22 protein-coding genes are annotated in these 24,540 nt (G+C 70.7%); 12 read left to right on the forward strand and 10 right to left on the reverse strand.

All coding sequences use genetic code 11. The annotated features are described in order from the left end of the window. Nucleotides 1-222 precede the first annotated feature (222 nt). Nucleotides 223-1,467, forward strand: a complete 1,245-nt coding sequence (locus ACPU2J_RS10830; protein ID WP_361594447.1) for a cytochrome P450 — start codon at nt 223-225, stop codon at nt 1,465-1,467. A 764-nt stretch (nt 1,468-2,231) separates the two neighbouring features. Beyond that, complete coding sequence (locus ACPU2J_RS10835; protein ID WP_423833159.1) at nt 2,232-3,173, forward strand: GlxA family transcriptional regulator; 942 nt, start codon at nt 2,232-2,234, stop codon at nt 3,171-3,173. Between the two features lie 50 nt (nt 3,174-3,223). On the opposite strand, the gene ACPU2J_RS10840 is transcribed toward ACPU2J_RS10835, so the two are convergent. Further along, entirely contained in the window at nt 3,224-5,281 is a 2,058-nt protein-coding gene (locus ACPU2J_RS10840) for a bifunctional glycosyltransferase 87/phosphatase PAP2 family protein (protein WP_423833161.1), read from the reverse strand. A 203-nt stretch (nt 5,282-5,484) separates the two neighbouring features. Between ACPU2J_RS10840 and ACPU2J_RS10845 the strand changes: the two genes are divergently transcribed. Beyond that, the gene (locus ACPU2J_RS10845) at nt 5,485-5,856 is read left to right on the forward strand and encodes an antibiotic biosynthesis monooxygenase family protein (RefSeq protein ID WP_389072770.1); all 372 of its coding nucleotides are present in this window, start codon (nt 5,485-5,487) and stop codon (nt 5,854-5,856) included. A gap of 138 nt (nt 5,857-5,994) precedes the next feature. On the opposite strand, the gene ACPU2J_RS10850 is transcribed toward ACPU2J_RS10845, so the two are convergent. Together ACPU2J_RS10850 and ACPU2J_RS10855 are read right to left on the reverse strand one after the other, a co-directional pair. After that, nucleotides 5,995-6,390, reverse strand: a complete 396-nt coding sequence (locus ACPU2J_RS10850; RefSeq protein ID WP_361594457.1) for a nuclear transport factor 2 family protein — start codon at nt 6,388-6,390, stop codon at nt 5,995-5,997. A 127-nt stretch (nt 6,391-6,517) separates the two neighbouring features. After that, nucleotides 6,518-8,587 carry a DHA2 family efflux MFS transporter permease subunit gene (locus tag ACPU2J_RS10855; RefSeq protein ID WP_423833162.1) on the reverse strand — a complete coding sequence of 690 codons (2,070 nt, stop codon included), beginning with the start codon at nt 8,585-8,587 and terminating at the stop codon, nt 6,518-6,520. A gap of 226 nt (nt 8,588-8,813) precedes the next feature. Here ACPU2J_RS10855 and ACPU2J_RS10860 point away from each other — a divergent pair, with 226 nt between their 5' ends. Both ACPU2J_RS10860 and ACPU2J_RS10865 read left to right on the forward strand, forming a co-directional pair. Next, the gene (locus ACPU2J_RS10860) at nt 8,814-9,722 is read left to right on the forward strand and encodes a peptidoglycan-binding domain-containing protein (protein WP_399821433.1); all 909 of its coding nucleotides are present in this window, start codon (nt 8,814-8,816) and stop codon (nt 9,720-9,722) included. 173 nt (nt 9,723-9,895) lie between these two features. Beyond that, the gene (locus tag ACPU2J_RS10865) at nt 9,896-10,579 is read left to right on the forward strand and encodes an HAD-IA family hydrolase (RefSeq protein WP_423833164.1); all 684 of its coding nucleotides are present in this window, start codon (nt 9,896-9,898) and stop codon (nt 10,577-10,579) included. Between the two features lie 81 nt (nt 10,580-10,660). On the opposite strand, the gene ACPU2J_RS10870 is transcribed toward ACPU2J_RS10865, so the two are convergent. Next, a complete protein-coding gene (locus tag ACPU2J_RS10870; protein WP_423834949.1) occupies nt 10,661-11,182 on the reverse strand; it encodes a DinB family protein in 522 nt (173 codons plus the stop codon). 213 nt (nt 11,183-11,395) lie between these two features. Continuing rightward, on the reverse strand, nt 11,396-11,977 hold the full coding sequence (locus tag ACPU2J_RS10875) for a TMEM165/GDT1 family protein (protein WP_361594465.1): 582 nt from the start codon (nt 11,975-11,977) through the stop codon (nt 11,396-11,398). A 510-nt stretch (nt 11,978-12,487) separates the two neighbouring features. On the opposite strand from ACPU2J_RS10875, the gene ACPU2J_RS10880 reads away from it, so the two are divergent. The 4 genes from ACPU2J_RS10880 (at nt 12,488) to ACPU2J_RS10895 (ending at nt 16,573) form a co-directional block, all read left to right on the forward strand. Next, a complete protein-coding gene (locus ACPU2J_RS10880) occupies nt 12,488-13,141 on the forward strand; it encodes an HNH endonuclease family protein (protein ID WP_361594467.1) in 654 nt (217 codons plus the stop codon). 150 nt (nt 13,142-13,291) lie between these two features. Further along, the gene (locus tag ACPU2J_RS10885) at nt 13,292-14,947 is read left to right on the forward strand and encodes an alkaline phosphatase D family protein (protein ID WP_399313032.1); all 1,656 of its coding nucleotides are present in this window, start codon (nt 13,292-13,294) and stop codon (nt 14,945-14,947) included. Nucleotides 14,948-15,148: 201 nt separating this feature from the next. Then, complete coding sequence (locus tag ACPU2J_RS10890; RefSeq protein WP_361594471.1) at nt 15,149-15,772, forward strand: DedA family protein; 624 nt, start codon at nt 15,149-15,151, stop codon at nt 15,770-15,772. A gap of 258 nt (nt 15,773-16,030) precedes the next feature. Further along, on the forward strand, nt 16,031-16,573 hold the full coding sequence (locus tag ACPU2J_RS10895; RefSeq protein WP_365131822.1) for a hypothetical protein: 543 nt from the start codon (nt 16,031-16,033) through the stop codon (nt 16,571-16,573). Nucleotides 16,574-16,651: 78 nt separating this feature from the next. Here ACPU2J_RS10895 and ACPU2J_RS10900 read toward each other — a convergent pair whose 3' ends face one another. After that, the gene (locus tag ACPU2J_RS10900) at nt 16,652-16,882 is read right to left on the reverse strand and encodes a DUF2277 domain-containing protein (protein WP_361594475.1); all 231 of its coding nucleotides are present in this window, start codon (nt 16,880-16,882) and stop codon (nt 16,652-16,654) included. Between the two features lie 15 nt (nt 16,883-16,897). Continuing rightward, on the reverse strand, nt 16,898-17,569 hold the full coding sequence (locus ACPU2J_RS10905; RefSeq protein ID WP_420080901.1) for a TRADD-N-associated membrane domain-containing protein: 672 nt from the start codon (nt 17,567-17,569) through the stop codon (nt 16,898-16,900). 84 nt (nt 17,570-17,653) lie between these two features. Between ACPU2J_RS10905 and ACPU2J_RS10910 the strand changes: the two genes are divergently transcribed. Both ACPU2J_RS10910 and ACPU2J_RS10915 read left to right on the forward strand, forming a co-directional pair. Continuing rightward, on the forward strand, nt 17,654-18,955 hold the full coding sequence (locus tag ACPU2J_RS10910) for a TerD family protein (protein WP_420080900.1): 1,302 nt from the start codon (nt 17,654-17,656) through the stop codon (nt 18,953-18,955). 70 nt (nt 18,956-19,025) lie between these two features. Next, nucleotides 19,026-19,100, forward strand: a complete 75-nt coding sequence (locus ACPU2J_RS10915) for a 50S ribosomal protein bL37 (protein WP_099895366.1) — start codon at nt 19,026-19,028, stop codon at nt 19,098-19,100. A gap of 63 nt (nt 19,101-19,163) precedes the next feature. On the opposite strand, the gene ACPU2J_RS10920 is transcribed toward ACPU2J_RS10915, so the two are convergent. The 3 genes from ACPU2J_RS10920 to ACPU2J_RS10930 form a co-directional block, all read right to left on the reverse strand. Next, nucleotides 19,164-19,832 (reverse strand): DUF4389 domain-containing protein, encoded by a 669-nt coding sequence (locus tag ACPU2J_RS10920; RefSeq protein WP_420080899.1) that lies wholly within the window; start codon nt 19,830-19,832, stop codon nt 19,164-19,166. A gap of 214 nt (nt 19,833-20,046) precedes the next feature. Then, a complete protein-coding gene (locus tag ACPU2J_RS10925) occupies nt 20,047-20,235 on the reverse strand; it encodes a hypothetical protein (protein WP_420080898.1) in 189 nt (62 codons plus the stop codon). A 217-nt stretch (nt 20,236-20,452) separates the two neighbouring features. Continuing rightward, nucleotides 20,453-20,743 carry an Imm32 family immunity protein gene (locus tag ACPU2J_RS10930; RefSeq protein WP_420080895.1) on the reverse strand — a complete coding sequence of 97 codons (291 nt, stop codon included), beginning with the start codon at nt 20,741-20,743 and terminating at the stop codon, nt 20,453-20,455. A gap of 773 nt (nt 20,744-21,516) precedes the next feature. On the opposite strand from ACPU2J_RS10930, the gene ACPU2J_RS10935 reads away from it, so the two are divergent. Further along, nucleotides 21,517-24,318: an NACHT domain-containing protein gene (locus ACPU2J_RS10935; protein WP_420080894.1), complete on the forward strand. Its 2,802-nt coding sequence runs from the start codon at nt 21,517-21,519 to the stop codon at nt 24,316-24,318. The last annotated feature ends 222 nt before the right edge of the window (nt 24,319-24,540 follow it).

Genomic DNA, 24,540 nt, shown 5'->3' on the forward strand with positions numbered 1-24,540 from the left:
AGCGCCGGCATGGCGGGCCGTCCCGGCGCCCCGCCGCGAACTAGTACGCGTTCTAGTTCTCCCCGCAGTCTTATGAACGGGAGCCCCGGCACGCAAGGGTCTTGCACGCGGCCTGCACGGATTCCACACGCAACAGTTGGCGCACCGGCCCTTGCCACTTGTGGAACTCGTTACTACGTTCAAGCCAACTTCTGATGGTCCGTCAGACTTTGGAGTCGCCCGATGTCCTGCCCCGCGCTCCCCGACGGCTTCGACGCCACCGACCCCGACCTGCTCCAGAGCCGGGTCCCCTACCCGGAGTTCGCACAGCTGCGGCAGACCGCACCCGTGTGGTGGTGCCCGCAGCGACGGGGCGTGACCGGCTTCGACGACGAGGGCTACTGGGCCGTGACCCGGCACGCGGACGTCAAGTACGTCTCCACGCACCCGGAACTGTTCTCCTCCACCGTCAACACCGCGATCATCCGCTTCAACGAGCACATCCAGCGTGACGCCATTGATGCCCAGCGACTGATCATGCTGAACATGGATCCGCCGGAACACAGCCGCGTACGCCAGATCGTGCAGCGCGGCTTCACCCCGCGGGCCGTCCGCGGACTGGAGGAGGCCCTGCGGGAACGGGCCCGGAAGATCGTCGAGGAGGCCTCGGCCGCGGCGGGCGGCGGCAGCTTCGACTTCGTCACGCAGGTGGCGTGCGAGCTTCCGCTGCAGGCCATCGCCGAGCTGATCGGCGTACCCCAGAAGGACCGCGCCAAGATCTTCGACTGGTCGAACAAGATGGTCGCCTACGACGACCCGGAGTACGCGATCACCGCCGAGGTCGGCTCCAACGCGGCGATGGAACTCATCGGCTACGCCATGAACCTCTCCGCCGAACGCAAGCAATGCCCCGCCAACGACATCGTCACCCAGCTGGTGGCGGCCGAGGGCCAGGGCAACCTGGGCTCAGACGAGTTCGGCTTCTTCGTCCTGCTGCTGGCGGTCGCCGGCAACGAGACCACCCGCAACGCCATCAGCCACGGCATGCACGCCTTCCTCACCCACCCCGAACAGTGGGAGCTCTACAAGGCGACCCGGCCCTCCACCGCCGCGGAGGAGATCGTGCGCTGGGCCACCCCGGTGGTGTCCTTCCAGCGCACCGCCACCCAGGACACCGAACTGGGCGGCCAGAAGATCAAGGCGGGCGACCGGGTGGGGATGTTCTACTCCTCCGCCAACCACGACCCCGAGGTCTTCCGGAACCCGGACGTCTTCGACATCACCCGCGACCCGAACCCGCACCTCGGCTTCGGCGGCGGCGGCCCCCACTTCTGCCTCGGCAAGTCCCTGGCCGTGCTGGAGATCGACCTGATCTTCAACGCCCTCGCCGACGCGCTGCCCGACCTGCGGCTGGCCGGCGAGGAGCCGCGCCGGCTGCGCGCGGCCTGGCTCAACGGCATCAAGGAACTCCGGGTCAGCCACGGCTGACCCGTGACCCCGGGCGGCAGGGGCCGCTCCTCCCACGGCCCGGCCCCTGCCGTCCGCTGGCGGACCGGGGAGCCGGGGAACCGGGAGAACCAGAAGAACGGGGAGGATTCGGGGTATCCGGGGCGGGTGCGCTCACCCGTCCGAGTGGCGGCATCACCCGAACGGGGCGATCCTGACTCTCAGCGGCGATCCAGCCGAAGGGGCGCCGGGGTCGGCCACGGCCCCGGCGCCCCTTCGGCCCGCCGCCTCCAGCGCTGGCCCGCCGTCCCCGGCCCCGCCGGCCCCCCGGCTCAGCCCGCGCGCAGGATCGCGCAGGTCGTCGTGCCGTGCGCGTACAGCTTCCCGTCGTGCGTCCCGACGTCGAGTCCAGCAGCGTGGCCAGGAACCCGCCGTGCACGGTCCCCATCGGGTTGAGCAGGTGGTCGCCCGGATCGCCCTCGAACACGGCGAAGCCCTCCGAGGCCTCGGTGAGGCGGAAACCCAGGGTGCTCGCCATCGACGCCCCTGCCAGCTCGCCCTTCAGGCTTGCCTGGAGGATCTCCAGGCCGCTCATGCCGAGCATCTCGGGGGTCGTCTCCGGGCGCGGCCGCCAGGTGTGGGTGCGGCTGTGCAACGGGGCGCCGGTCCCGTCCGGGACGCCGGTCTCGTACGTGGTCATGCCACCGACCCTAGGCAGCGGACGGCCCGGACGGGAGTGTCGGATCCGGCATCATCCGCATGGATCCCGACACCCACTGGGGGCACGCGGGCGCTACGGTGGAGCCGTGAAAGTCGCCGTACTCGCCGTCGACGGGGTCTTCGACTCGGGCATCTCCGCCGTCCTGGACGTCCTGCACACGGCCCACGCCCTGCGCCGGCGCGTGGCCGGAACCCCACCGCCCGCCTTCGACATCCGCACCGTCGGCGTGCGCCGCCGGGTCCGCACGGGACTCGGCCACCGCATCGACACCGAACCGGTCGCGGTCGCCGAGGACGCCGACCTGCTGGTGGTGCCCGCGCTGATGGAGCGCCGCCCCGAGCTGCTGGTCGAGACCGTCGCCTCGGCCGCGTACCGTCCCGTCCGCCGGATCCTGGCCGACACCCGCGGCCGCGACACCCCGCTCGCGACCGCCTGCACCGGGACGTTCCTGCTGGCCGAGGCGGGCGTCCTCGACGGGCTGCGGGCCACGACCAGCTGGTGGCTGGCCCCGCTGTTCCGCGAGCGATACCGGGGCGTCACCGTCGAGGAGACCCGCATGGTCGTCCGCTCCGGCGGGGTCACCACGGCGGGCGCCGCCTTCGGCCATCTCGACCTGGCCCTGTCGGTCGTCGGCGCGCGCAGCCCCGCCCTCGCCGACCTGGTCCGCCGCTACCTGATCGTGGACGACCGGGCCTCCCAGGCCGCGTACGCCATCCCCAGCGCCCTGGCCCACCACGACCCGCTCGTCGCCGCCTTCGAACAGTGGGCGCGGGCGCGGCTCGCGGCCCCGGCGCCGATCGCGGACGCCGCCCGGGACCTCGGCGTCAGCGAACGCACCCTGCAACGCGCGGTCGCCCGTACCCTCGGCCGCACACCGGTCGGACTGGTCCAGGACCTTCGCGTGGAACAGGCCGAGCACCTGCTGCGCACCACCGACCTGCCGCTGGCGGCGGTGGCCCGCCGGGTCGGGTACGAGAGCCCGGGACCGCTGCGCGCCCTGCTGCGCAGGCGCCGCGGCGAACCCTGACGCGCCCCGGGACGGCGCACGGGCAGGGGCAGGGGCCCCGGGGGCGGCCGTTAAGGGCGCGACCTGGACCCGGCGACGCGTACGGCGGCTCCGGACGCGACGCCCGGTCCGGCCGGCCCGGACCCCGGGACCGTCCCCTCAGCGCGCTGCGCCGGCAGGACCGGCTGCACGCCGCGCGGCCCGGACAGGACGTGGACGAGCCCGAAACCGGCGGCCACGACGACCGCGCCCCCGACGGCGTCCAGCACCCAGTGGTTGGCCGTCGCGACGATCGCGCACACGGTGATCACCGGGTGCAGTGCGCCGAGCAGCTTCTGCCAGCCCTTCGGCGCGAGCACCACGATCACGATCCCGCACCACAGCGACCACCCGAAGTGCAGCGAGGGCATCGCCGCGTACTGGTTGGAGATCGCGGTCATGGCCCCGTACGAGGGGTTGGCGAGGTCCTGCGGCCCGTGCACGGTGTCGACGAATCCGAGACCGGGCATCAGGCGCGGCGGCGCGAGCGGGTAGAGCCAGAAACCGATCAGGGCGAGGACGGTGGCCAGGCCCAGGGAGGCCCGCGCCCACCGGTAGTCGGCGGGGCGGCGCCAGTACAGGACCGCCAGGATCGCCAGCGGGACCACGAAGTGGAAGGAGGTGTAGTAGAAGTTGAAGAACGCCTCCAGCCACGGAGTGTCCACCACGGCGTGGTTCACGGCGTGCTCGATGTCGATGCCCAGCGCCCGCTCGACGGCGTGGATCCGGCTGCCGTTGCCCTCCGCGAGCGCGCGGCTGTTCGGGGCCGCCGCCCGGATGTGGGAGTAGAGGGAGTACCCGACCCGTATCAGCAGCAGCTCCAGCAGGAGGTTCGGGCGCGACAGCACCCGCCGCCAGAACGGCATCAGCGGGACCCGCGACCAGCGGGCCGCGACGGGCCGCCCGTACGCGGTCGGTACGGGCTCACGCCAGTACGGCGACGTGCGCGCCAGGAACGGCACCGCACAGGCCGCGGCCAGCGCGGTCAGCAGCAGCACGTTGTCGCGCACGGGCGCGAGCGCGGCCATGTTCGGCAGCAGCACCTGGCTCGGCAGGCTCATGACGAGGACCACCGCCACCGGCCACACGCGACGGTCGGCGGCACGCCGGCCCACCTTGCCCGCGACGGCGAGCAGCACCCACAGCATCTGGTACCGCCAGCCCGTCGGCGACACGGCCACCGCCACGCAGCCGGTGACGGCGACGGCCGGCAGCAGCTGCCCGTCGCGGGCGTAACGCACCGCCCGGCGCAGCCCGAACCGGACGACGACGGCCGCCAGGGCCACGTACAGCAGGATCTCCGTCGGACCGCTCAGGCCGAGGCGCAGCAGCGCGCCGTGCAGGGACTGGTTGGCCAGGCCGTCGGGAGCGCCGCCGAGACCCGTCCCGGCGAGGTGGCGCACCCAGTACGTCCAGGAGTCGCTCGGCAGGAACGCCCACGACAGCGCGGTGGCTCCGGCGAAGGTGACGACGGCGGTACGGGCCGAGGCGCGGCGCCCGGTCAGCCACAGCAGCGGGGCGAAGAGCAGCAGCGCCGGCTGGAGCGCGGCGGCGAGGCCGACGAGGAAGCCGGCGGGGCGCTCGCCGGGCACGCGCAGGACGGCGAAGAGCACCAGCAGGACCGGCAGGACCGCAGTCCGGCCCGGGGAGGCCGCTTCCCGGACGGGCAGCGAGGCCATCATCAGGGCGGTCAGGAGGGGCGCGGCGAGGAGGGCGGTGCGGCGGGGCACGGGATCGGGCAGGCCGCGGGCGGCGACGAGCCCCATGGCGGCGACGCACAGCAGCGTCACACAGGTCCAGGTCACCTCCAGCGAGGGGGCGGCGAGACCGGCGAGCGGTTTGAGGACCAGCCCGGCGAAGGGGGTCCCGGTGAACTGGCCCCCGTCGTAGAGCGAACCGGCCTGACTGCCGGGCAGGTGGAAGGCGTTCAGCCATTCGCCCGGCGGCACGCGCAGCACGACGGCGGCCTGTCTGACGGCGAGGGCTCCGGCGAGCGCCCACAGCAGGAGCCGCGCGGCCCCGAGTCTGCCGTCCCCGCCTATGACCCCGGCATGCCCTTTCGCCCCGCTGTGCTCTGCCGCGTTAGCCACGCCTCGCAGGCCTCCCGCCCTGTTGACCGCAACCCCGACTTCGCCTGGCTGCCGCGCTCCCGTACCCGCACGACGATATCCCCCGCGGCGTCCGGCGTACGGCCCCGTCCTGACGGCGCTTTGACCGGCGGATGTAGGAGACTGCACGCACGTGGTCGAAGGCCGGGCGCAGCGTCCGGTCCGTGTTTGCTGAGAGGTGCCAAGTGCCGAGCGTGGTAAAGATCAACGCACTGACGGTTCCCGCCGAGCAGCGGGAAGTCCTGGAGCGGCGGTTCGCCTCCCGGGCCGGGGCGGTGGAGAGCTCGGACGGGTTCGAGTGGTTCGAGCTGCTGCGGCCCGTGGAGGGCACCGACCAGTACCTGGTCTACACGCGGTGGCGTTCGGAGGAGGACTTCCAGGCGTGGATGGAGGGGCCGATGAAGGCCGCTCACCAGGGCGGAGGAGGTCAGGGCGGCCAGGGCGGCGAGGGCGCGGGCGGCGGCGCCGAGCGGCCGAAGCCGGCGGCGTCGGCCTCCACGGTGTGGTCGTTCGAGGTCGTGCAGCAGGCGGCCCCGAAGAAGCCCGAGCAGGCGTGACCGCCTGACGGTTCGGCTGCCTGACCGCCTGACGGCCTGGTTGCCTGTCGGCATGTCCGCCGCCCCGCGTCGGCCGCGCGGGGCGGCGGGTGAGCGGGGCGGCGGCGCGGCGGGGCGGCGGGGCGGCGGGCCGGGGTGTCAGCCCCAGAAGGTGTCTTCCTCGTCGATGTCCGCGGTGCACTGGTCGATGTCGGTGATCTTGTGGCCGACGATCGTGAAGAAGAGCCCCTGCCGGATCTCGATGCCCCGGTCACCGCGGTCGCCGCGCGCGGTGTGGAAGCTCATCACGTGGCCCCGTCCGTCGGCGAGCACCGATTCGAGGTGCAGCCGCAGGGTCCCGCCCGTCTCCTCGCCGAGGCGGCGGTAGAAGTCGAGGACGTGCTCGCGCCCCTTGTGGTGCCCCGACAGGGGGTGCCCGCCGGGCACGTGGTGGATCACGTCGGCGGTCATGAGCGTTCCCAGCGTCTCCATGTCGCCCGTGCCGAAGGCCTCGTAGCCGCGGCGGATCAGGGCACAGTCCGGATGCTCTGCCATGGCGATTCACACCCTCCGGGGTACGCGGTTCGTCTGTTTTCCTATCATCGGCCCGGCATTGTGGATATTCCAGACGGGACGTCGCCCGCGCCCCCCACACTGGCGCCATGAACAGTCACAGCACCCCCTACGGCGCGGCGTGGTCGCGCCGGGGCTCCCGGTCGTGGGGCTCCTCCTCGTCGGATCCGCAGAGTTCCATGTTGAGGTCGTGGACGAGCTGGAAGAGGTCGGTGGGCCGGTCCGGCCCCCACCAGTCGCCGAGCAGCTCGGCGAGGGACTCCTGCCGGGCCTCCGCGAGCTTCGCCGCGGCCGTGCGGCCCCGGTCGGTCAGGAGCAGGGGCAGCCCGTCGCGCACGGCGAGTCCGCGCTCCTCGACCTGGCGGGCCGCGTCGGTGATGACCTTCAGCGGCACCTTGGCGCTCTCGGCGAGCAGGGCGGGTTCCGCCGAGCCGTACTTGTTGATCCGCAGCAGCAGCCAGCTGGAGGCGGGCAGCAGGTCGTAGCCGGCCTTCGCGGTGATCTTCTCGTAGACGTGGCGGCGGCCTTCGCGGGTGCCGAGGACGGACAGCGCGCGGGCGACCTCCTCGTGGGAGGAGCGGTGCACGGGGTTGGAGGCGAGGGTCTCGGTGACGTCGGGTGCGGTGACGGAGGCGCGGAGCTTGTCCTCCTTGAGGAACCAGGCGATGACGAAGGCGACCAGGACGACGGGGACGGCGTAGAGGAAGACGTCGGTGATCGCCGTGGCGTAGGCGTCGAGGGCGCGGGGCTGAAGGTCGGCGGGCAGGGCGCCGATGGCCCGGGGATCCGCCTCCAGCTCCGCGATGCTCGCGCCGGGCGGCAGCGTGGTGCCCGCGAGGGAGGTGGAGAGTTTGTCGTCGAGCTGGTGGGTGAAGACGGTGCCGAAGATCGCGACGCCGAAGGAGGCGCCGATGGAGCGGAAGAAGGTGGCGCCGGAGGTGGCGACGCCCAGGTCGGCGTAGCTGACGGCGTTCTGCACGACGAGGACGAGCACCTGCATGACCAGGCCGAGGCCGGCGCCGAACACGAAGAAGTAGGCGCTCATCTCCCAGGTCGAGCTGGTGCGGTGCAGCTGGTGCAGGAGGAGCAGGCCGAGGGCGGTGACGGCGGTGCCGACGATCGGGAAGACCTTCCAGCGGCCGGTGCGGCTGACGATCTGGCCGGACGCCGTGGAGGAGATCAGCATGCCGATCACCATCGGCAGCATGTGGACGCCGGACATGGTCGGGGAGACACCCTGGACGACCTGGAGGAAGGTCGGCAGGTAGACCATCGCGCCGAACATCGCGAAGCCGACGACGAAGCTGATCGCCGAGCAGAGGGTGAAGGTGCGGATGCGGAAGAGTCCGAGCGGCAGGACGGGTTCGGTGGCCTTGCGTTCCACGAGGACGAAGACGACGAGCAGCACGGCGCCGAGGACGGCGAGGCCGATGATCCGTGCCGAGCCCCAGCCCCAGGTGCCGCCGAGGGAGGCGATGAGGACGAGGCAGGTGGCGACGCAGGCGATGACGAAGGTGCCGAGGTAGTCGATGGTGTGCCGGGAGCGGCGTACCGGGATGTGCAGGGCGGCGGCGATGACAACGAGGGCGACGAGACCGATGGGGAGGTTGATGTAGAAGACCCAGCGCCAGGACAGGTTGTCCACGAACACTCCGCCCAGCAGCGGTCCCAGCACACTGGTCGCGCCGAAGACCCCGCCGAAGAGGCCTTGGTAGCGGCCGCGTTCACGGGGCGGGACGATGTCCCCGACGATCGCCATGGACAGCACGATCAGTCCGCCGCCGCCGAGTCCCTGGAGGGCGCGGAAGCCGATCAGCTGGGGCATGTCCTGGGCCAGTCCGCACAGCGCGGACCCGATCAGGAAGAGGACGATGGCGTACTGGAAGAGCCTCTTGCGCCCGTACTGGTCGCCGAGCTTGCCCCACAGCGGGGTGGCGGCGGTGGCGGCGAGCATGTAGGCGGTGACCACCCAGGACAGGTGGGCCATGCCGCCGAGTTCGCTGACGATGGTCGGCAGGGCCGTGGAGACGATGGTCTGGTCGAGTGCCGCGATCAGCAGGCCCAGGAGCAGGGCGCCGATGGGGACGAGCACCTCGCGGGAGCTGTGCTCGGCGGCGGGGCCGGGCTTCCGCGGGCCGGAACCGGGGCCCACGTCCGCCGGGGTCACATCCTGAGCCATCGAGTCCTCCTCCGGCCGGGATCAACATTTCCATCCTGAGCGGTGTGTCCGGTTATGGCCTCTCGGACGGTTGGGCGCTCCCGGGCGGGTCTGCATAATCGCAGGCAACACAGCCAGGGAGGGGAGTCCAGTGAACGGTGAGCACTGTCCGAATTGCGACGCTGCCGGCGCCGCCTGCGGGTGCGCGCCGGGTGCGGGTTTCAACCCTCTGCGCATCCGCCCGTACGTGACGCTGGCCGAGCCCACGGAGCCGGACGAGGATGCGGGCCGACCGTCGCCGCAGCCGGTGGCGGGCGTGGTGAGCCCGCCGCCGGGGACGCTCCCGGCACCGGGCGCGGGCGCCCCGGCGGACGGGGACGACACCCCGGCGTACGGGATACCCGTGGCGCCGGCGAGCGGCCCGTGGCAGGACGGCCCCTGGCACGAGGGGCCGGCCCAGCCGGGGAGTCCGGCACGGCCGGCGCATCCGGCCGAGACGATGCGCCTGCGCACGGTCCCGCCGGAAGGTCCGGGAGGCCCGGGAACCACAGGCGGTACGGGGGGAGGGGGGTGGGGAGGGGGCCCGGAGGGGGGCCGCCCCTCCCGTCGCCGCCCGCTGGCCCTGCTGCTGGGGGCCGCGGCCGCGGTCGCCCTGAGCGGTACGGCGGTGGCGGTGTGGGTGCTCCCCTCGTCCACGGAGAACAATGCGGCCCTGGTGGACGCCACGACGCCGGCGCCCGCGTCGAGCGCCGCTCCGGCCGCCCCGTCCGCGGTCCCGTCCTCGAGCGGCCCGTCCCGTTCCGCGTCGGCGTCCGCGTCCCCGAGCGCGTCGAAGTCGGCGTCGCCGTCCGCCTCGCCGAGCCCGTCCCGTTCCGCCTCCGCGTCGCCCTCCCCCACCCCGTCGGCCTCCGCGAGCCGCTCGGCCAGCCCCACGCCGGTGGCGCAGGCGCCCGTACTCCGCTACGGGGACTCGGGTGCGGAGGTGGAGAAGCTCCAGCGGCTGCTGGCGGCGCAGGGGCTGTACCGGGGGAAGTTCAACGGACAGTTCGACTGGCGGGTCGAGCGCGCCCTGTCGGAGTTCCAGTACGACCACGGGCTCGACGACAAGGAGTGGGGCTACTACGGCCCCCTGACACGCAAGGCGCTGGAGGGTTAGCCGCGGGAGGGCGGGACGGGAGGGGACCGGACGGGACGGGGGTCACACCGCCCCGAGTGGCGTAGACCGCCCCCGGTTTTGTATCGTGAGGGAACAAAGTGGTTCCGCCTTCACTCCCTGACCGGTGGGCGGAACCACTTGTTCTCTTTTCCCGCCCGTCTGGAGCCCCACCGATGCCGGCCAGCACCACGACCGCACCCGCCGTCCTCCACGCCAAGGCCCTGCTCCTGGACATGGACGGCACCATCGTCAACTCCGACGCGGTGGTCGAGCGCTGCTGGCGCGAGTGGGCGCAGTCCCACGGGCTGGACCCGGAGGAGGCCCTGAAGGTGGTGCACGGCCGCCAGGGCTACGCCACCATGGCCGTGCTCCTGCCGGACCGGCCGATGGAGGTCAACCACGCCGAGAACGCGGAGATGCTGGCCCGCGAGACCGCCGACACCGACGGCGTGGTCCCCGTGGCCGGCGCCCCGGCGTTCATGGAGGCGATCGCCGGTCTCCCGCACGCCCTGGTCACCTCCGCCGACGCCGCCCTGGCCCTGGCCCGGATGACCGCCGCCGCCCTGCCGATGCCCGAGGTGCGGGTCACGGCCGAGTCCGTCGGGGCGAGCAAGCCCGACCCCGAGGGCTTCCTCAAGGGTGCCGCCGCGCTCGGCGTCGAGGCGGCCGACTGCATCGTCTTCGAGGACTCCGCCGCGGGCATCGCCGCCGGCCGGGCCGCGGGGATGCGCGTGATCGGCGTGGGCCCCCGCGCCGCCGCCCACGGTCCGACGGCGCACGTCGCCGACCTGCGCTCGCTCGAGGTCACGGCCGGCCCCGACGGCTCGATCCGGATCACGGTCCACCAGGAGGGCTGAGCACCACGCCCGCGACGCCGGCGAGGGCCCTCCGCCCGGGAGCGGCCACCCACCGGCGCGTTCCCGCAAGAACAGGCTGCCCTACTGGCCCACGCGCCCGTCGATGCGCTCCCGCAGCAGGTCGGCGTGCCCGTTGTGGCGGGCGTACTCCTCGATCATGTGGACCAGGACCTCCCGCAGCTCCATCGGCTCGCCCCCGCAGTCCCCCGTGACGTCCACGCCCGGGGCGCGCGCCACGAGCTCCTCGGCGAAGGCGATCTCGGCCCGCCAGGTGGCCCACGCGTCGGTGACCAGTTCCGGATCGGCCACCGCCCCGGTGAACTCCCCCGCCGGCTCTTCCTCCGAGCGGTAGTGCCGGCGTATCACCTGGCCCGCCATGACCTGGCGGAACCAGTACTGCTCCACGCCCGCGAGGTGGCGTACGAGGCCCAGCAGGGACAGGTCCGACGGCTCGACCGACCGCCGCGCGAGGGCTTCCGCGTCGAGCCCCGCGCACTTCAGCTCCAGGGTCAGCCGCTGGTCGTTGAGGTAGCCGACGAGTACGTCGCGCTCACCCCGGAAGCCTCCGTCGGTACGGGGGTCCTCGTCGGGGTGGACGAACATGTTGGACCAGCCGAAGCCGCCCGCGGCGGGGGGCTCGGCGGGGGCGGTGCGGGCGGGGGCGGAGGTGGAGTCGGTCACGCGCCGAGCGTGATCGACCGGGTGCGGCGCCCGCAACGGAGTTTCCCCCCGCCGCCGTCCGCACCCGCGCCCGCACGCCCCGCCCCCGCCCCCGCCCCGCACCCGGCGCGGGTACGTCCCGGGCAGGCCGTCGCCTCAGCCCGCGATCGCCTCGTACAGGGAGAAGACGGCGAGCGCCGCCATCACCGCGGCCGCGATCTTGGTGATCAGCCGCAGCGGCACGTACTTCATCAGGGTGCGTCCACCCAGGATGCCGATGCCGGCGACCGCCCACAGGGCCAGTACGGCGCCGATGCCGACGGAGACCGGGTCGTCGTAGCGCGCGGCGAGGTTGGCGGTCATGATCTGGGTCAGGTCCCCGAACTCCGCCACCAGGATCAGCATGAAGCCGGCCCCGGAGACCTTCCAGAAGGACTGGTCGGCGGGCGGCTTGACCTCCTCCTCCCCCTCGTCCTTCTTCAGCAGCAGCATGGCCGCGCCCAGCAGGAAGAGGATGCCGACGACGGCCTGGACCAGGCGGTGCGGGAGCAGTGTGAGCACGCTGCCCGCCGCGATGGCGAGGGCGACGTGCACGGCGAAGGCGGCGGCGACACCGGCGAAGACGTAGGAGGCGCGGTAGCGCGTGCCGAGCATCAGGCCGGCGAGGGCCGTCTTGTCGGGGAGTTCGGCGAGGAAGACGACGCCGAAGGCGATCGCCGTGATGCTGAAGCTGAACACGGAGGGGGAACCCCGATCGGTCGGGCAGGACGCCGTCGGCACCGAGAGGACCTGGAGTGTGTCAGGGGTCGCTTCGGCTCGGCGGCACCCTGACATGCGCATGCGCGTACGGAACGCGCCCACGCCGGACAGGACACTGCGGCCGAAGGTCTCGCTGGCCGACCGCGGTCCGCGGCCTGCCTCCGGGCGCCGGCTGGGTGACCCAGCAGTATGTCGACGGTCCGGCGAAGAGCTACTCCCCTTCTGCTCCGAACAGAGTACGCGATGGCTGCGGCGGGCCGGAATGGGCCTTTGGTCCCGCTGCGCCCCGGCTCGCTGCCCGCCGGGAGCTCCCGCACGCTGCGGAATCTCAACTTCCATTTAAATCGGGGGGCTTGAGCGGGTTGATGTGACGTGCTCATGTCGCCACGCTGTCACCTGGCGCCCATCCCCGCGACATCCGGCGCCGCCAGCATGGCCACGCCCCGCCCGGGGCCCACACCGCCACACCCCCCGCACCCAGGAGCCTCCATGGCACTCACGTCCAGCGTCTACGCGCGTCGAGTCGGCGTCCTCGCCTCGGCCGCGGCCCTCGCCGCCCTCACGTCCCTCGTCAACGCCCCCGCGGCCCAGGCCGCCCCGCCCACCCCCATCAGCGCCTCGGCCGCCCGCGCCTACCTGGCGACCGTCACCCCGCGGACCGAGGGATCCACCAGCGGCTACAGCCGGGACCTCTTCCCCCACTGGAGCACCGTCTCCGGCAGCTGCAACACCCGCGAGACGGTCCTCAAGCGCGACGGCGTGAACGTCGTCCAGGACTCCTCCTGCGCCGCGGTGAGCGGCAGCTGGTACTCCGAGTACGACGGCGCCACCTGGACGGCCGCCTCCGACCTCGACATCGACCACGTCGTCCCGCTGGCCGAGGCCTGGCGGTCCGGTGCCAACTCCTGGACCACGAGCAAGCGCCAGCAGTTCGCCAACGACCGGACCCGCCCCCAGCTCATAGCCGTCACCGACAACGTCAACCAGGCCAAGGGCGACCTCGACCCCGGCAAGTGGCTGCCCCCGCGGACGGCCTACCGCTGCACCTACGCGCGGATGTGGGTGGACGTGAAGCAGTACTGGGGCCTGAGCATGGACTCCGGCGAGAAGAGCGCACTGGTCGGCATCCTGAACGGCTGCTGACCAGCTCTCTGACCTGCTGGCCACCAGCCGCCGGCCCGCTCCCGGCCGGGAGCCCGCCCGGCCGGCCGATCTTTCCCCCGCCAGGGGGAGGCGTGGCTCCCCCTCCCCGTCGTACCGTGATCGAAGGGGACACGGAGGAGGGGGAGTTGCATGGCCGGACTGCGTGTGGGGCCGCTGCTGCGCCACGTCGACTGGGAGACGGGCGGCGCGGCCACGATATGGGTCGAGGCCGACCGCCCGTGCACGGCCGAGGTGCGGTGCGCCGGCGGGGCGGGCGGCAGTGCGCGCAGCTTCCAGATCGCCGGGCACCACTACGCGGTGGTGCCGGTGACCGGCCTGACCCCGGGGACCACCACGGCGTACGAGGTGCTGCTGGACGGCCGGCAGGTGTGGCCGCCCGCCGACAGCCGTTTCCCTCCCAGCACGATCACCACCCCGGCCGTGGAGGGCCCCGGCCGGCCCGCTCCCGGTCTGCGCGTCACGTTCGGCTCGTGCCGGCAGGCGGCCCCGCCCGCCGGACGGCACGGGCCGCACGGCGCGGACGCCCTCGACACCCTCGCGGCACGGCTGGCGGCCGACCCCGGAGCGGAGCGGCCGGACCTGCTGCTCCTGCTCGGTGATCAGGTGTACGCGGACGCGCTGTCGCGGGAGACCCGGGCCTGGCTCGCCGCGCGGCGGGACCTGCGGGACCCGCCGGGCGCCCAGGTCGCGGACTACGAGGAGTACACCCGGCTCTACTACGAGTCCTGGCTGGACCCGGAGATCCGCTGGCTGCTGTCGACCGTGCCGAGCCTGCACATATTCGACGACCACGACGTCATCGACGACTGGAACACCAGCGCGGCCTGGCTGGAGGAGATGCGGGCCACGCCGTGGTGGCGGGAGCGGGTGCTCAGCGGCCTGATGTCGTACTGGGTGTACCAGCACCTGGGGAACCTCTCCCCGGCCGAGCTCGCCGCCGACGCGCTGTACGCGGAGGTCCGCGCGACCCCGGACGGCACGGACGTGCTGCGGGCCTTCGCGTCCGCCGCCGACGCCGACCCGGCCACGGTGCGCTGGAGCTACCGGCGCGACTTCGGACGGACCAGGCTGCTGATGGTGGACACCCGTGCCGCGCGGGTGCTGGCCGAGGACGGGCGGGCGATGCTCGACCCGGAGGAGCAGCAGTGGCTGCGGGAGAACGCCCTGGCCGGGCACGGCGGCTTCGACCACCTGCTGATCGGCTCGTCGCTGCCCTGGCTGATGCCGCCGCTGATCCACGACGCCGAGACGTGGAACGCCGCGCTGTGCCGCGGCGAGCGGGGCCCGCGCTGGGCGCGGATCGGCGAGGACCTGCGGCGGCGCAGCGATCTGGAGCACTGGGCGGCGTTCCCGGCGTCGTTCGCGGCGCTGACGGATCTGATCGAGGAGGTGGGGACGGGCCCGCGGGCGCCGTCGACGGTGTGCGTGCTCTCGGGGGACGTGCACCACGCGTACGTGGCCGAGCCGCGCATACCGAGCACGTCCCGGGTGTTCCAGCTGACGTGTTCGCCGGTCCACAATTCCATCCACACCGTGGTGAAGTGGGGCTTCCGGCTGGGCTGGTCGCGGACGGGGCGCTGGCTGGGGCGGGGCTTCTCCTGGCACGGGCGGACGGGCCGGCCGCCGGTGAACTGGCGGCGTACGGGTGGCCCCTGGTTCGGGAACCAGCTGATGACGCTGGCGCTGTCGGGCCGGACGGCACGCCTGCGGCTGGACCAGGCGCACAAGAAGCGGGGCGGGGCGAAGCTGGTGACGGTGCTGGACCGGGAGCTCACGGGGGCGTAGCGGCGCCGGAGCGGCGGGGGCTCACGGAGCCGTGCTGAAGGGGGCCGGTGGGGCTGTCGAGTTGACGGATACGACGACCCGGACACCGTGCGTGAGGGCATCGGGCGTACGCTGTGTGGCTGTCAAGCCGCTCCTGCCGCTCCCCCGCGACGTCGCGGCGCTTCATGCCGCAGCACGTCAACCGGACTGGGGAGTCCCGCTTTGTTGGAGACGCTGGGGTCGCTGACCGCGAGCCCATGGATCTACGCCTTGGTGGCGGTGTCCATCGTGCTCGACGTCTTCCTCCCGGTGCTGCCCAGCGGGGTTCTGGTGATCACCGCGGCGGCGGCCGCGGCGGCGGCGAGCGCGACCGGCCCGGTGCCGGGTCCCGAACAGGTGCCGGACATCCTGCTCCTGCTGGTCATCGCGACGACCGCGTCGGTGCTGGGCGACATGGCGGCCTACCGGCTCGGGAGGCGCGGCGGAGCCAGGCTGGACCGGGCCATCGCCCGCTCCCGGCGTCTCACCCGTGCCCAGGAGCGCCTGGGCACGGCGCTGACCCGCGGGGGCGGCGCCCTGGTCGTGATCGCCCGGTTCGCGCCGGCCGGCCGCTCGGTGGTGTCGCTCGGTGCGGGCAAGACCCAGCGCCGGGTCGCGGAGTTCCTGCCCTGGTCGGTGCTGGCGGGCATGGCCTGGGCGGGCTACAGCGTGGCCCTGGGCTACTTCGGGACCCAGTGGCTGGGCACCCAGTGGCTCGGTACGGCCGTCTCCTTCGTGGCGCTCTTCGCCGCGGGTGCCCTGGCCGCCTTCCTGGTCCGCCGCCCGCCCCCGGCGACGCCCGCGTAACACCCGGCCCCCGTACCGGACGCGGCACGAAGGCCCCGGTGGCCCGGCCCCGTATCCGCACACCGCATGCGCGCCCTCCACCCTGCGGTGTCCCCCGGGCGGCGGTGTCCCCCGGGCGGAGCAGCGGCTCACCCGTTCACCCGGCCCCGATCGCCGCGCCCGGCGTCGGCTCCTAGCGTCCACAGCAGGCACGCCACCGCATCCGCGTCACATCCGTGGCCCGGCCGTGCCGCCCCGAGGAGCCGAGGAGTCACCTCCATGCCCGCCACGCTTCCCGCCAAGCCCACCCGCACGCGCCGCGCGACCTTCCGGTCCGCCGTTCCGCGCCGTCTGGCGGCCGTCGCGGCCGCGGCGGCCCTCGTCACCGCGCCCGCCGCCCTCGTGTCCGCCCCCCTCGCCCACGCCGCCTCCTCCGCCACGGCCTCCCCCAGCTCGGTCGCCCCGAGCGGCCGGGTCACCCTCGCCATGCAGGGGTGCGGAGCCCGCACCGCCCGGGTCACCTCGACCGCGTTCGGCGAGGTCCGGCTGGAGACGGCCAGTGCCCAGACCACCGGCCTCTCCGGCAGCGCCACCGTCTACAACGACGCCAACCCGGGCACCCACCAGGTGGTCTTCGAGTGCGGAGGCCCCGGCGGCGAGCGGGTCACCGTGTCCCTCCAGGTCACCCCGGGCGCGGCGCGCGGCGGCACGGGCGGCAGCATCGGCTCGATGAGCACCGTGCAGACCGCCGTGGGCGGCGCGCTCGCCGTGTGCGCCCTCGCCGGCGGCGTGTGGGTCCTGCGCCGCCGGGCCTCCGCCTAGAGAGCACGACCGCGAGCGGCGCGGCCCGTACCGCACGGAACGGGCCGCGCCGGACCGGCGGCGGGACGCCGCCCGGGTTCACGCGGGGGCCGCGGCCCCCGCGCCCCGTACGTGGACCCCGTCGAGCAGGGCCGCGGTGGCTTCGGCGACGGCGTCCACCGCCGCCTCGAACACCTCGCGGTTGTGGGCGGCCGGTACGCGGAACCCGGACACCTTCCGTACGTACTGCAGTGCGGCGGCGCGGATCTCCTCCTCGGTGGCCTTCTCGGGGATGGCGGGCGGACGCAGCGTCTTGATCGATCGGCACATACCTCCACTATCCCGCTAGCCGGGCAGCTCCGCGCCGGAGAGTTTCATGATCAATCCGGCTTGCAGGCGCGCCTTCAGCCCCGGGTCGTCGACGGCGTCCAGCAGGTCGATGGCCTGCTGGGCCGTCTCGGCGGCCCGCCTGTCGTCGCGCAGGGAGGCGGTCTGCGCGGCCATGTGCCGCAGGGCGATGTCGGCCCGCCGGTGGAAGAGCTGCCCGATCAGGGCCGTGACCAGGCCCGTGGAGCTCGTGACGATCCCGAGGTAGAACTCCCCGCCCGCCTCCGCCTTCCAGACGGCCAGGCCCACCCCGACGAGCAGGATCGCCGCACCGACCCCGGCGAAGCGCTGACTGGTGGCGAAGCTGCTGCGCGCCTGCGTCAGCCCGTACGCGTAGTACTCCACCAGCATCGGCGTGAAGTCGTCCCGCCGGTCGCCGAGCCGGGCCGGGGGCGGCCGGTGCCGTGCCCCGCCGACGTCCTCGAACTTCCCCGGTCGCGGGAGCAGGGACGGCTCCTCCGCGTCCTGCGCACCGGCCGCCGGGGCGGCGAGCTGTGCGAGCAGCCGCGCGCGTTCCTCGGCGCGTCTGCGCTCGAAGGCCGCCCCCAGGGAACGCTCCGCCATCGCCACCACCACCACGGCCGCGACCACCGCCACGACCACCGCGCCCCACGCGAGCCAGTCGCCCATCCCCCGACGATCCCACGCCCCGCCACGGCCGCCAAGGGCGCCGGACCGCTGTGACACAGTGGCCGGATCGCTGTCGGAGGATCGGTGACGGGAACAGGCATGGCGGAGCTCGGCAAAGGCGGCAACACGGGCATCGGGGCGGAGCGCGTCACCGTCGAACTGCACGGCACCGGGGGTGCCGTCGACCTCAGCGCCCTGCTGGTGGCCGCGGACGGCCGCGTCGGGTCGGACGACGACATGGTGTTCTACAACCAGCCGTCGACGGAGTCCGGCGCGGTCCGCCACCTCCCCGCGGACGCGGCCGGCCCGGAGCGCGTCGAGGTGGACCCGGCGGCGCTCCCGGCGGACGTGGACCGGGTGGTGCTGATCGGCAGCTGCGACCCGGACGACACCACCCGCACCTTCCGCGACGTACGGGGGCTCCGGGTCCGTGCGGTGCAGGACGGCGCCGAACCGGTCGAGTTCCTCCCACCGCCGCTCACGGACGGCGAGCGCGCCGTGCTGCTGGTGGAGATCTACCGCCGCGGGCCCGGCTGGAAGCTCCGTGCCATCGGCCAGGGGTACGCGAACGGCCTCGCGGGGCTGGCCGAGGACTTCGGGGTCCACGTGACCCAGCCGGCCCCGCCGCAGGCGACCCCGACCCCGACCCCGGCTCCCGTGCCGGCGACTTCGCCGGCACGGGTGGATCCGCCGGGGCGGCCGCTGGGCGCGATCAGCCTGGACAAGGGCGGCAGGGCGTCGATCAGCCTGGACAAGGAGGACCGCGAACTGGTGGTGACCGCCACCCTGGAGTGGGACGGCGGCAGCGCCGAACGACGCAAGCGGGGCGCCGACCTCGACCTGTACGCCCTCTTCGTCCCGGCGTCGGCGGCCCTGCACGGCGTCACCGAACCCGGCACCCTGGTGAAGTCCCGCCACGTACCCGAGGGCACCCCCCTGTCCCCCGGATCCACCGGCGCGACCGGGGCCGACGTCGTGTACTACAAGAACCTCGGCTCCCTGGCCGAGCCCCCGTTCATCCGGCTCGACGGGGACTCGCGCAAGCCCGGCCGCGAGACGATCCGGATCGTACGCCCGCGGGAGCAGGGCTACGTCCTGCTCTGCGCGTACTCGGCGGTGCGCAACGGCATCGGCTCCTTCGCCGACTTCGGCGCGAAGGTGATCGTGACGGACGGCCGCGGCTCCACGGTGACGGTCCCCCTCTTCGAGAACACCAGGACCCGCTTCTGGGTCGCCATCGCCCTGGCCGACTTCACCACCCCGGACGGCGTCTCCATCCGCCACGTCGAGGCGTACAGCTCCCGCATGACCGAGCGCCGCCCGGTCCTGCACCGGGACGGGTCGATCCGGATGAACGGCGGCCCGGTGGAGTTCAAGCGGCGCTGATGCGGACACCCCGCCCCGAACCTAGACTGGCGACGTCATGAAGGTCACCCACGGTAAGGAGACTGACACCATGGCCAAGCGAGGCAACAAGAAGCGCGCCCGCAAGAAGAAGAAGGCGAACCACGGCAAGCGCCCCAACGCCTGAGCCGACCCGAAGGACCCCCGTCCCCCACACCGACGGGGGTCTTCTCCTGCCCGACGAACCGGCTCACCCGCCCACAGCGGGCTCGTCGCCTCCCATGTCCAGCCGGAACGGCGGATAGGTGTCGGTCAGGAGGAATCCGTAGGCAAGCACCCGCACCATCCAGCGCAGCAGACCGACCAGCAGGTCGAAGAGGTCCCGTGGGTAGGTCCCGGTGAACGCCAGGACCACCACCGCGACCAGCGAGAGCAGCCCGACGAGTCCGGAGGAGAACGGCGTGTACTCCTCGACGTACCGGAACACGCTCCAGCCGCTGGTGACGAGAATCGCGACGACCAGCAACTGCGGGACGACCAGAAGCCACTTGACGAGGACCAGCCCCCGGGACAACCGCTCGGGGTAGGAGACGTCCACCTGTACGGGATAGCCGGGCACGTCCTTCAGGGTGAACGGCGGATACGCGTCGGTCCCGAGGACCATGGAGCAGTAGTAGCCGACACGCGTGCTCCAGCGCATCACGCCGACGTTGAACCTGAACAGCGGCCGCGGGTATCTGGCGGTGACCAGGATGCTGACGAACGCCACGACGCTCACCAGCAGGAAGGCGACCTGCAGGAAGAGCAGCACGATGTGGTGCGGGATCGCGAGGATCCACTTCACCAGCCATTTCCATCGGCTGAGCCGGGGGTCCAGAACCGCTGTCACCTGCACGGGATGGGCGTGAGGGGGAATCATCGCTGCCACATCCTTCCTCTCGGGGATCGGGGAAGGTGTCCCGCGGAGCACTCGCGAACGGCTCGGCGGGCCACTCACACCATTGGGCCCTCGCGCCCGAATCCCTTCACGTCCCGAATCCACGTACCAGGAACACACGTGACTTGACAGCCGCCCGTCACCGTGACCGAGCCGCGGCACTGCGCAGGGATGCGCCTCCCCACCTCGAGCCGGCTCAGCAGGGACCGTCGATCAGCCCGAAGCCCTCCGGGAAGCCCTCCAGGAACTCGCGACGATCCGGGCCGGTCTCGGCCGCCGCCATCTCCCCGATCAGGCGAACCAGCTCCTGCCGCTGACCACCCGTCAACGCACTGACCACATGGGCGACTCCCTCCATCACCCTCACCGCGTCGTCCTGATCCATCTGTTCCTCCTCACTACCGTCGACGAACCGAAGGACATCGACCAAGGCCTCGGCCAAGGCACGGGTCAGGGACGGGTACGAGGACGTCACGAGGGTCTCCCGGCAGATCGACGACGAAGTCCGGCCACCCCACCACACACCACTGACACCCGTGACCGGCGGGGGACCTTTGCGCTGGTGGTCCATGCCAGCTCCGGCAATGGCCACGAGGGGCCACTCACTCCTCGTCGTTGCGCTCCAGGACCAGGCCGACGGACCCGCCCTCCAGCCCGTTGCCGTCATCGAGATGCAGATGGGCTCCATCCGTGACACCTTCGCCGGCCAGCACCATCAGGTGCCCGGCAAGCGTCCTGAGACCTGCGGCATTCGCCTCGATGACGACCTCGGCCCCGAGGCTCCGCACCTCGATCCGGGCATCGGCATCCCACGTGAAGCGCAGCCCCGCGCCCTCGACGGCGGCCTGGACATGAGTGCTCTCGATCGGCGCAGAGCCGGTTCCGGAAGTCATGGAACCCATGATGCCGCTGCCCAGGAAGTCGCCGAAGACAGCCCGAAGCTCAGCAAGCCACGTTCTTCTCCGACGCCGACAAGTTCGCCCGTACACCTCCACCGAGCACGACGGCGAATGGCTCCGGTACGTGCCGGACAGAGCCTATGAGCTGGCCACCGGCAAGGAGTGCGACCGCTAAGCCCGGTACTGCTTCGAGAGCTACTCCAACCGAGACGGCTGGCCCCACCTACAGGTCTGAACCGGACGGACAGGACCATGTCCGGCGTCTCCAAAGGTCGCCCCACGTCGCAGCACCACATCCGCCAGATATACGTGACGAGGCCGCCCTGACCGCCGAAGGCCCCCACCTAAGATCAGTTGGGGGCCTTTGCAGTGGTGGGCAAGGACGGTTTCGAACCGCCGACATCTGCTTTGCAAGCTCGCCAGGCCAGGAAAGCGACCTCGACAGGCGCTCCTGCCTGCCGCCCACCCTCCACCTCATGATCAGCCGCGATCCGTCGGCGTGCACATCCGTTGCTGCAACGGTTGCCGTCATAGGTACGGCTGCTGCCACACGGCTCCGGCGGGCATGCCTTGAGGCAGTCAGGGACCCCTGACCTGCGAGCATCCGTCAGAGTGCGAGCATCGGGCTGAGTCCCATCGCATACCGTGCGAAGCCGGGTGACGCGCAGGCTGAAGTCCACCCGGGCAATGACTAGTTGGCGTAGCCTTATCTCACCAGTGCTGGGTACTTTGGGGGGATCGTGCCAGACCCGATTACTACAGGCGTTGTGTCAGCTGCTGGCTCGGCTGCAGGGCGGGCAGTCGGCCCCCTTCTTCTGGGCGGCGTGCGCTCTACACTTGAGCGTCGAGCGATCCACAAGCGCGCTGATGGGGTTCAGTTTGAGGGCGCAGCAGCCGTCGAAAATGCGCTTGAAGGCATCTCGGCAACGGATCGTGAAAGAATTCTGGAATTCACCAAATCTGCAGAATTCGACAACATCTGCTTCCAGGTTGCCATCGCTGGATGCATGCCGCAGAACCCCGAGGAGCACCTGACACAGCTTCGGGTGACGTTCGACCGTTCACTTCGCCGGTACTCTGGAGTTCCGGATTCGAAGTCCGAGATAGTGGCAAATGCACTATTCTCTGAAATCTGCGCCATTTCGTGGCGGGAAGTTAACAAACATCAGCACGAGCGCGGGATCAAAAAGCGCTCTCTCACTCCAGAGTTGATCGCCTCACACATTTCCGCGGCCACCCGGAATGGTGAAATTCATTCGCAGCTCGCGAGCCTGTCGGCGATTGATCGATTTGCTGATCAATTTTCACAGCAGTGCGCAAAGCTGCACGGCAAGATGAGGCCCGCCCAGACAGAAAGTGGCGCCCGCGTCCCCTTCGATGACCTGTATGTAGAGCCTCGCCTCAGCGTCGCAGGCGACAAGAGCAGTCGGGATGAGAGGGTTAGTGTGCGAGATTTGCTCTCGCAGGCAGGCAGGGTTGTCGTCTTGGGGGACCCAGGGGGTGGAAAGACAACTCTGTCACTCAAGCTGACCCTGGACGTTGCCATGGGCCGTGGCACGTGCCCGGCTCGGCAGATTCCGCTGAGAATTGTTCTCCGAGAGTACGCCAGCCATTTCGCATCGAACCAAGAATCCATCGTCGAATTCTTGGAGAAGCAAGCAAAGTCAACCTACTCGACTACCGCTCCAGAGGGGGCAATTGAATACCTGCTCCTCAACGGCCGATCGGTGGTGATATTCGATGGCTTGGATGAGCTCACCGACACGAGCCTCCGGCTGCGAGTTGTCGATTCTGTCGAGGCGTTCGCTTACGCCTACCCAACAACGCCAATTCTCGTAACATCTAGGCGTGTCGGGTATGAGATGGCCCCATTGGACGGCCACCTGTTCTTTTCTTCTCACCTTTCGCCATTCGACAGATCCCAGCAACGACAGTACGTCACAAAGTGGTTCACGCACGTACGGGGTGGCGTGGCAGAAGGCGGAATGGCTGAGCGCTTCCTGGCCGAATCTCGACATGCAGATGATTTGACCTCGAACCCTCTGATGCTGGGGCTGATGTGTGCCCTTTATCGAGGCGAGGGATACATTCCAAGGAATAGGCCGGATCTATTTCGACGGTGTTCCGAGTTCCTCTTCGAGCGCTGGGATGCTTCTCGCAGCATCTCGGTCGTTCAGCCTTTTGAGAGGAATATCCAATTTGCCATGTTCAGTCTCGCGTTGAGTATGTTGCGGAACTCGGAAAATGGCTTGGGCATGACAGAGCGAGAGCTAATCCGGTACACTTCCGATTTTCTACTGGGGCAGCAATACGAAGACCGCGATAGTGCTGATGCGGCTGCAGAGGCCTTTGTTAGATACTGTCGAGGACGGGCATGGGTACTGACAGATGTAGGTACCGAGCCGACGGGGGAGCGGATCTATTCATTCACGCACCGCACCTTCCTTGAGTACTTCTCGGCGAGACAACTAGTCCGAGACAGCGGGGACGCAGAAGGTCTATTCCGAGAACTAACGGTTCATCTCAAGAATGAATCATGGGATGTCACTTCACAGCTTGCTGTGCAGTTTCTTGATGAGCGGCTGAGTGACGCCGCAAACGACTTTGTATCTCTCGCCCTACAGGAATCTCGCGAGCTGGGTGAGGGCGTTCCGCGATCCGCTCTCGTAAGCTTCTGTGCCCGCCTGCTAGAGTTCATGCAACTGAAACCAGCACTTGTGCGAGAAATCATTACAGAGCTGCGTTCACTGGGTCAGTCGACCGGGCGACCAGGTGTTCAAGACGCAATCGGGGCTGCTTGGGAAGGCGTCGCTATGTGCGCCAGCGAAACGCGCAAAGTAGTCGTGGACTCGCTGCTACTCCCTTCGAGGGGCGCCTCAACTGAATTTGAAGAAATCGCTTGCGCGCTCTCCATGAGCGAGTTCGTACCTCATCATGCCGGCCCGGAGGTTCGTAAATTCTGGTCACGGCGCGACCAACTGAACGCGGTCCTACTGAGCGACAAGCTGGTGGCAGCATCACGCTCGGATGTGCATGCAGCTGCTACCGCTGTGCTGTTTGGCGTGATCGAAATCTCGGATGCCGCTAAATGGCATGGCCCCAAGGTCGCGACAGTTAGCGTGTTTTCTGGAGGGTCCACTCGATTCTCTCACAATCTGATCTCGGAACTCGCCCGTCCAGTTAGGCGCTGGAATCACGATGATATCGACTCTGTCAGAGAGAAGGTGTTGGATTATTTGATTGCAGCTCCGACTCCATGGCATCAGGGTTTCCAGCGCTTCGTCGTATACTCCAAGGCGTTGCCGGAAGAGCCGAATGCCGTGAAATTCGTCCTGCTGAGCTGGATGCTCGGTGTCGAACATGTGGAAGGCGGCATGACATACGATCGTGCGAGCGCCCACGCGCTTCTGGTGTCCGTCGCTGAAATGCGAAAGGCGGGATGCCTGGACTCCCGCTTCGATGAGTGGAAGTCGAAGCTGGGAGAAGATTTCTCGACATTGGTGGAGAGATGGGCCCGGCGCGAGATCTCACTCTCCTCTGGGGGAAAAAGGGATAGGAATGAAACCTGAAGGCAACCAAGTAGTAGAGTCGGTGCGGTCAGGCTGGAGGGGGCCGGCGACAGGAGCGCAAGCCCGGGCGACAGGCCGCGCGCCTCGCACGGCCCATGCCTTTATGGGGGAGGGAAACTCCTACCTCGCACCCTCCAGAGATGGTTGGGCCTATCTGCAACTTCAACGAAGCTCTTTAGAGCACCGATCACGGTTGCGGGATCGCCGTCGTACCGCACGTGC

Origin of the sequence: Streptomyces manipurensis, from assembly GCF_049570255.1 — a bacterium.
Classification (GTDB): domain Bacteria; phylum Actinomycetota; class Actinomycetes; order Streptomycetales; family Streptomycetaceae; genus Streptomyces; species Streptomyces manipurensis.

What these genes read in the sequence shown, in the direction of transcription:
- ACPU2J_RS10865 (WP_423833164.1), top strand. Translation starts at nt 9,896, where the DNA reads ATGCCGGCCAGCACCACGACCGCACCCGCCGTCCTCCACGCCAAGGCC.
- ACPU2J_RS10885 (WP_399313032.1), top strand. Translation starts at nt 13,292, where the DNA reads ATGGCCGGACTGCGTGTGGGGCCGCTGCTGCGCCACGTCGACTGGGAG.
- ACPU2J_RS10905 (WP_420080901.1), bottom strand. Translation starts at nt 17,569, where the DNA reads ATGGGCGACTGGCTCGCGTGGGGCGCGGTGGTCGTGGCGGTGGTCGCG.
- ACPU2J_RS10880 (WP_361594467.1), top strand. Translation starts at nt 12,488, where the DNA reads ATGGCACTCACGTCCAGCGTCTACGCGCGTCGAGTCGGCGTCCTCGCC.
- ACPU2J_RS10850 (WP_361594457.1), bottom strand. Translation starts at nt 6,390, where the DNA reads ATGGCAGAGCATCCGGACTGTGCCCTGATCCGCCGCGGCTACGAGGCC.
- ACPU2J_RS10920 (WP_420080899.1), bottom strand. Translation starts at nt 19,832, where the DNA reads ATGATTCCCCCTCACGCCCATCCCGTGCAGGTGACAGCGGTTCTGGAC.
- ACPU2J_RS10855 (WP_423833162.1), bottom strand. Translation starts at nt 8,587, where the DNA reads ATGGCTCAGGATGTGACCCCGGCGGACGTGGGCCCCGGTTCCGGCCCG.
- ACPU2J_RS10895 (WP_365131822.1), top strand. Translation starts at nt 16,031, where the DNA reads ATGCCCGCCACGCTTCCCGCCAAGCCCACCCGCACGCGCCGCGCGACC.
- ACPU2J_RS10900 (WP_361594475.1), bottom strand. Translation starts at nt 16,882, where the DNA reads ATGTGCCGATCGATCAAGACGCTGCGTCCGCCCGCCATCCCCGAGAAG.
- ACPU2J_RS10925 (WP_420080898.1), bottom strand. Translation starts at nt 20,235, where the DNA reads ATGGATCAGGACGACGCGGTGAGGGTGATGGAGGGAGTCGCCCATGTG.
- ACPU2J_RS10830 (WP_361594447.1), top strand. Translation starts at nt 223, where the DNA reads ATGTCCTGCCCCGCGCTCCCCGACGGCTTCGACGCCACCGACCCCGAC.
- ACPU2J_RS10870 (WP_423834949.1), bottom strand. Translation starts at nt 11,182, where the DNA reads ATGTTCGTCCACCCCGACGAGGACCCCCGTACCGACGGAGGCTTCCGG.
- ACPU2J_RS10930 (WP_420080895.1), bottom strand. Translation starts at nt 20,743, where the DNA reads ATGACTTCCGGAACCGGCTCTGCGCCGATCGAGAGCACTCATGTCCAG.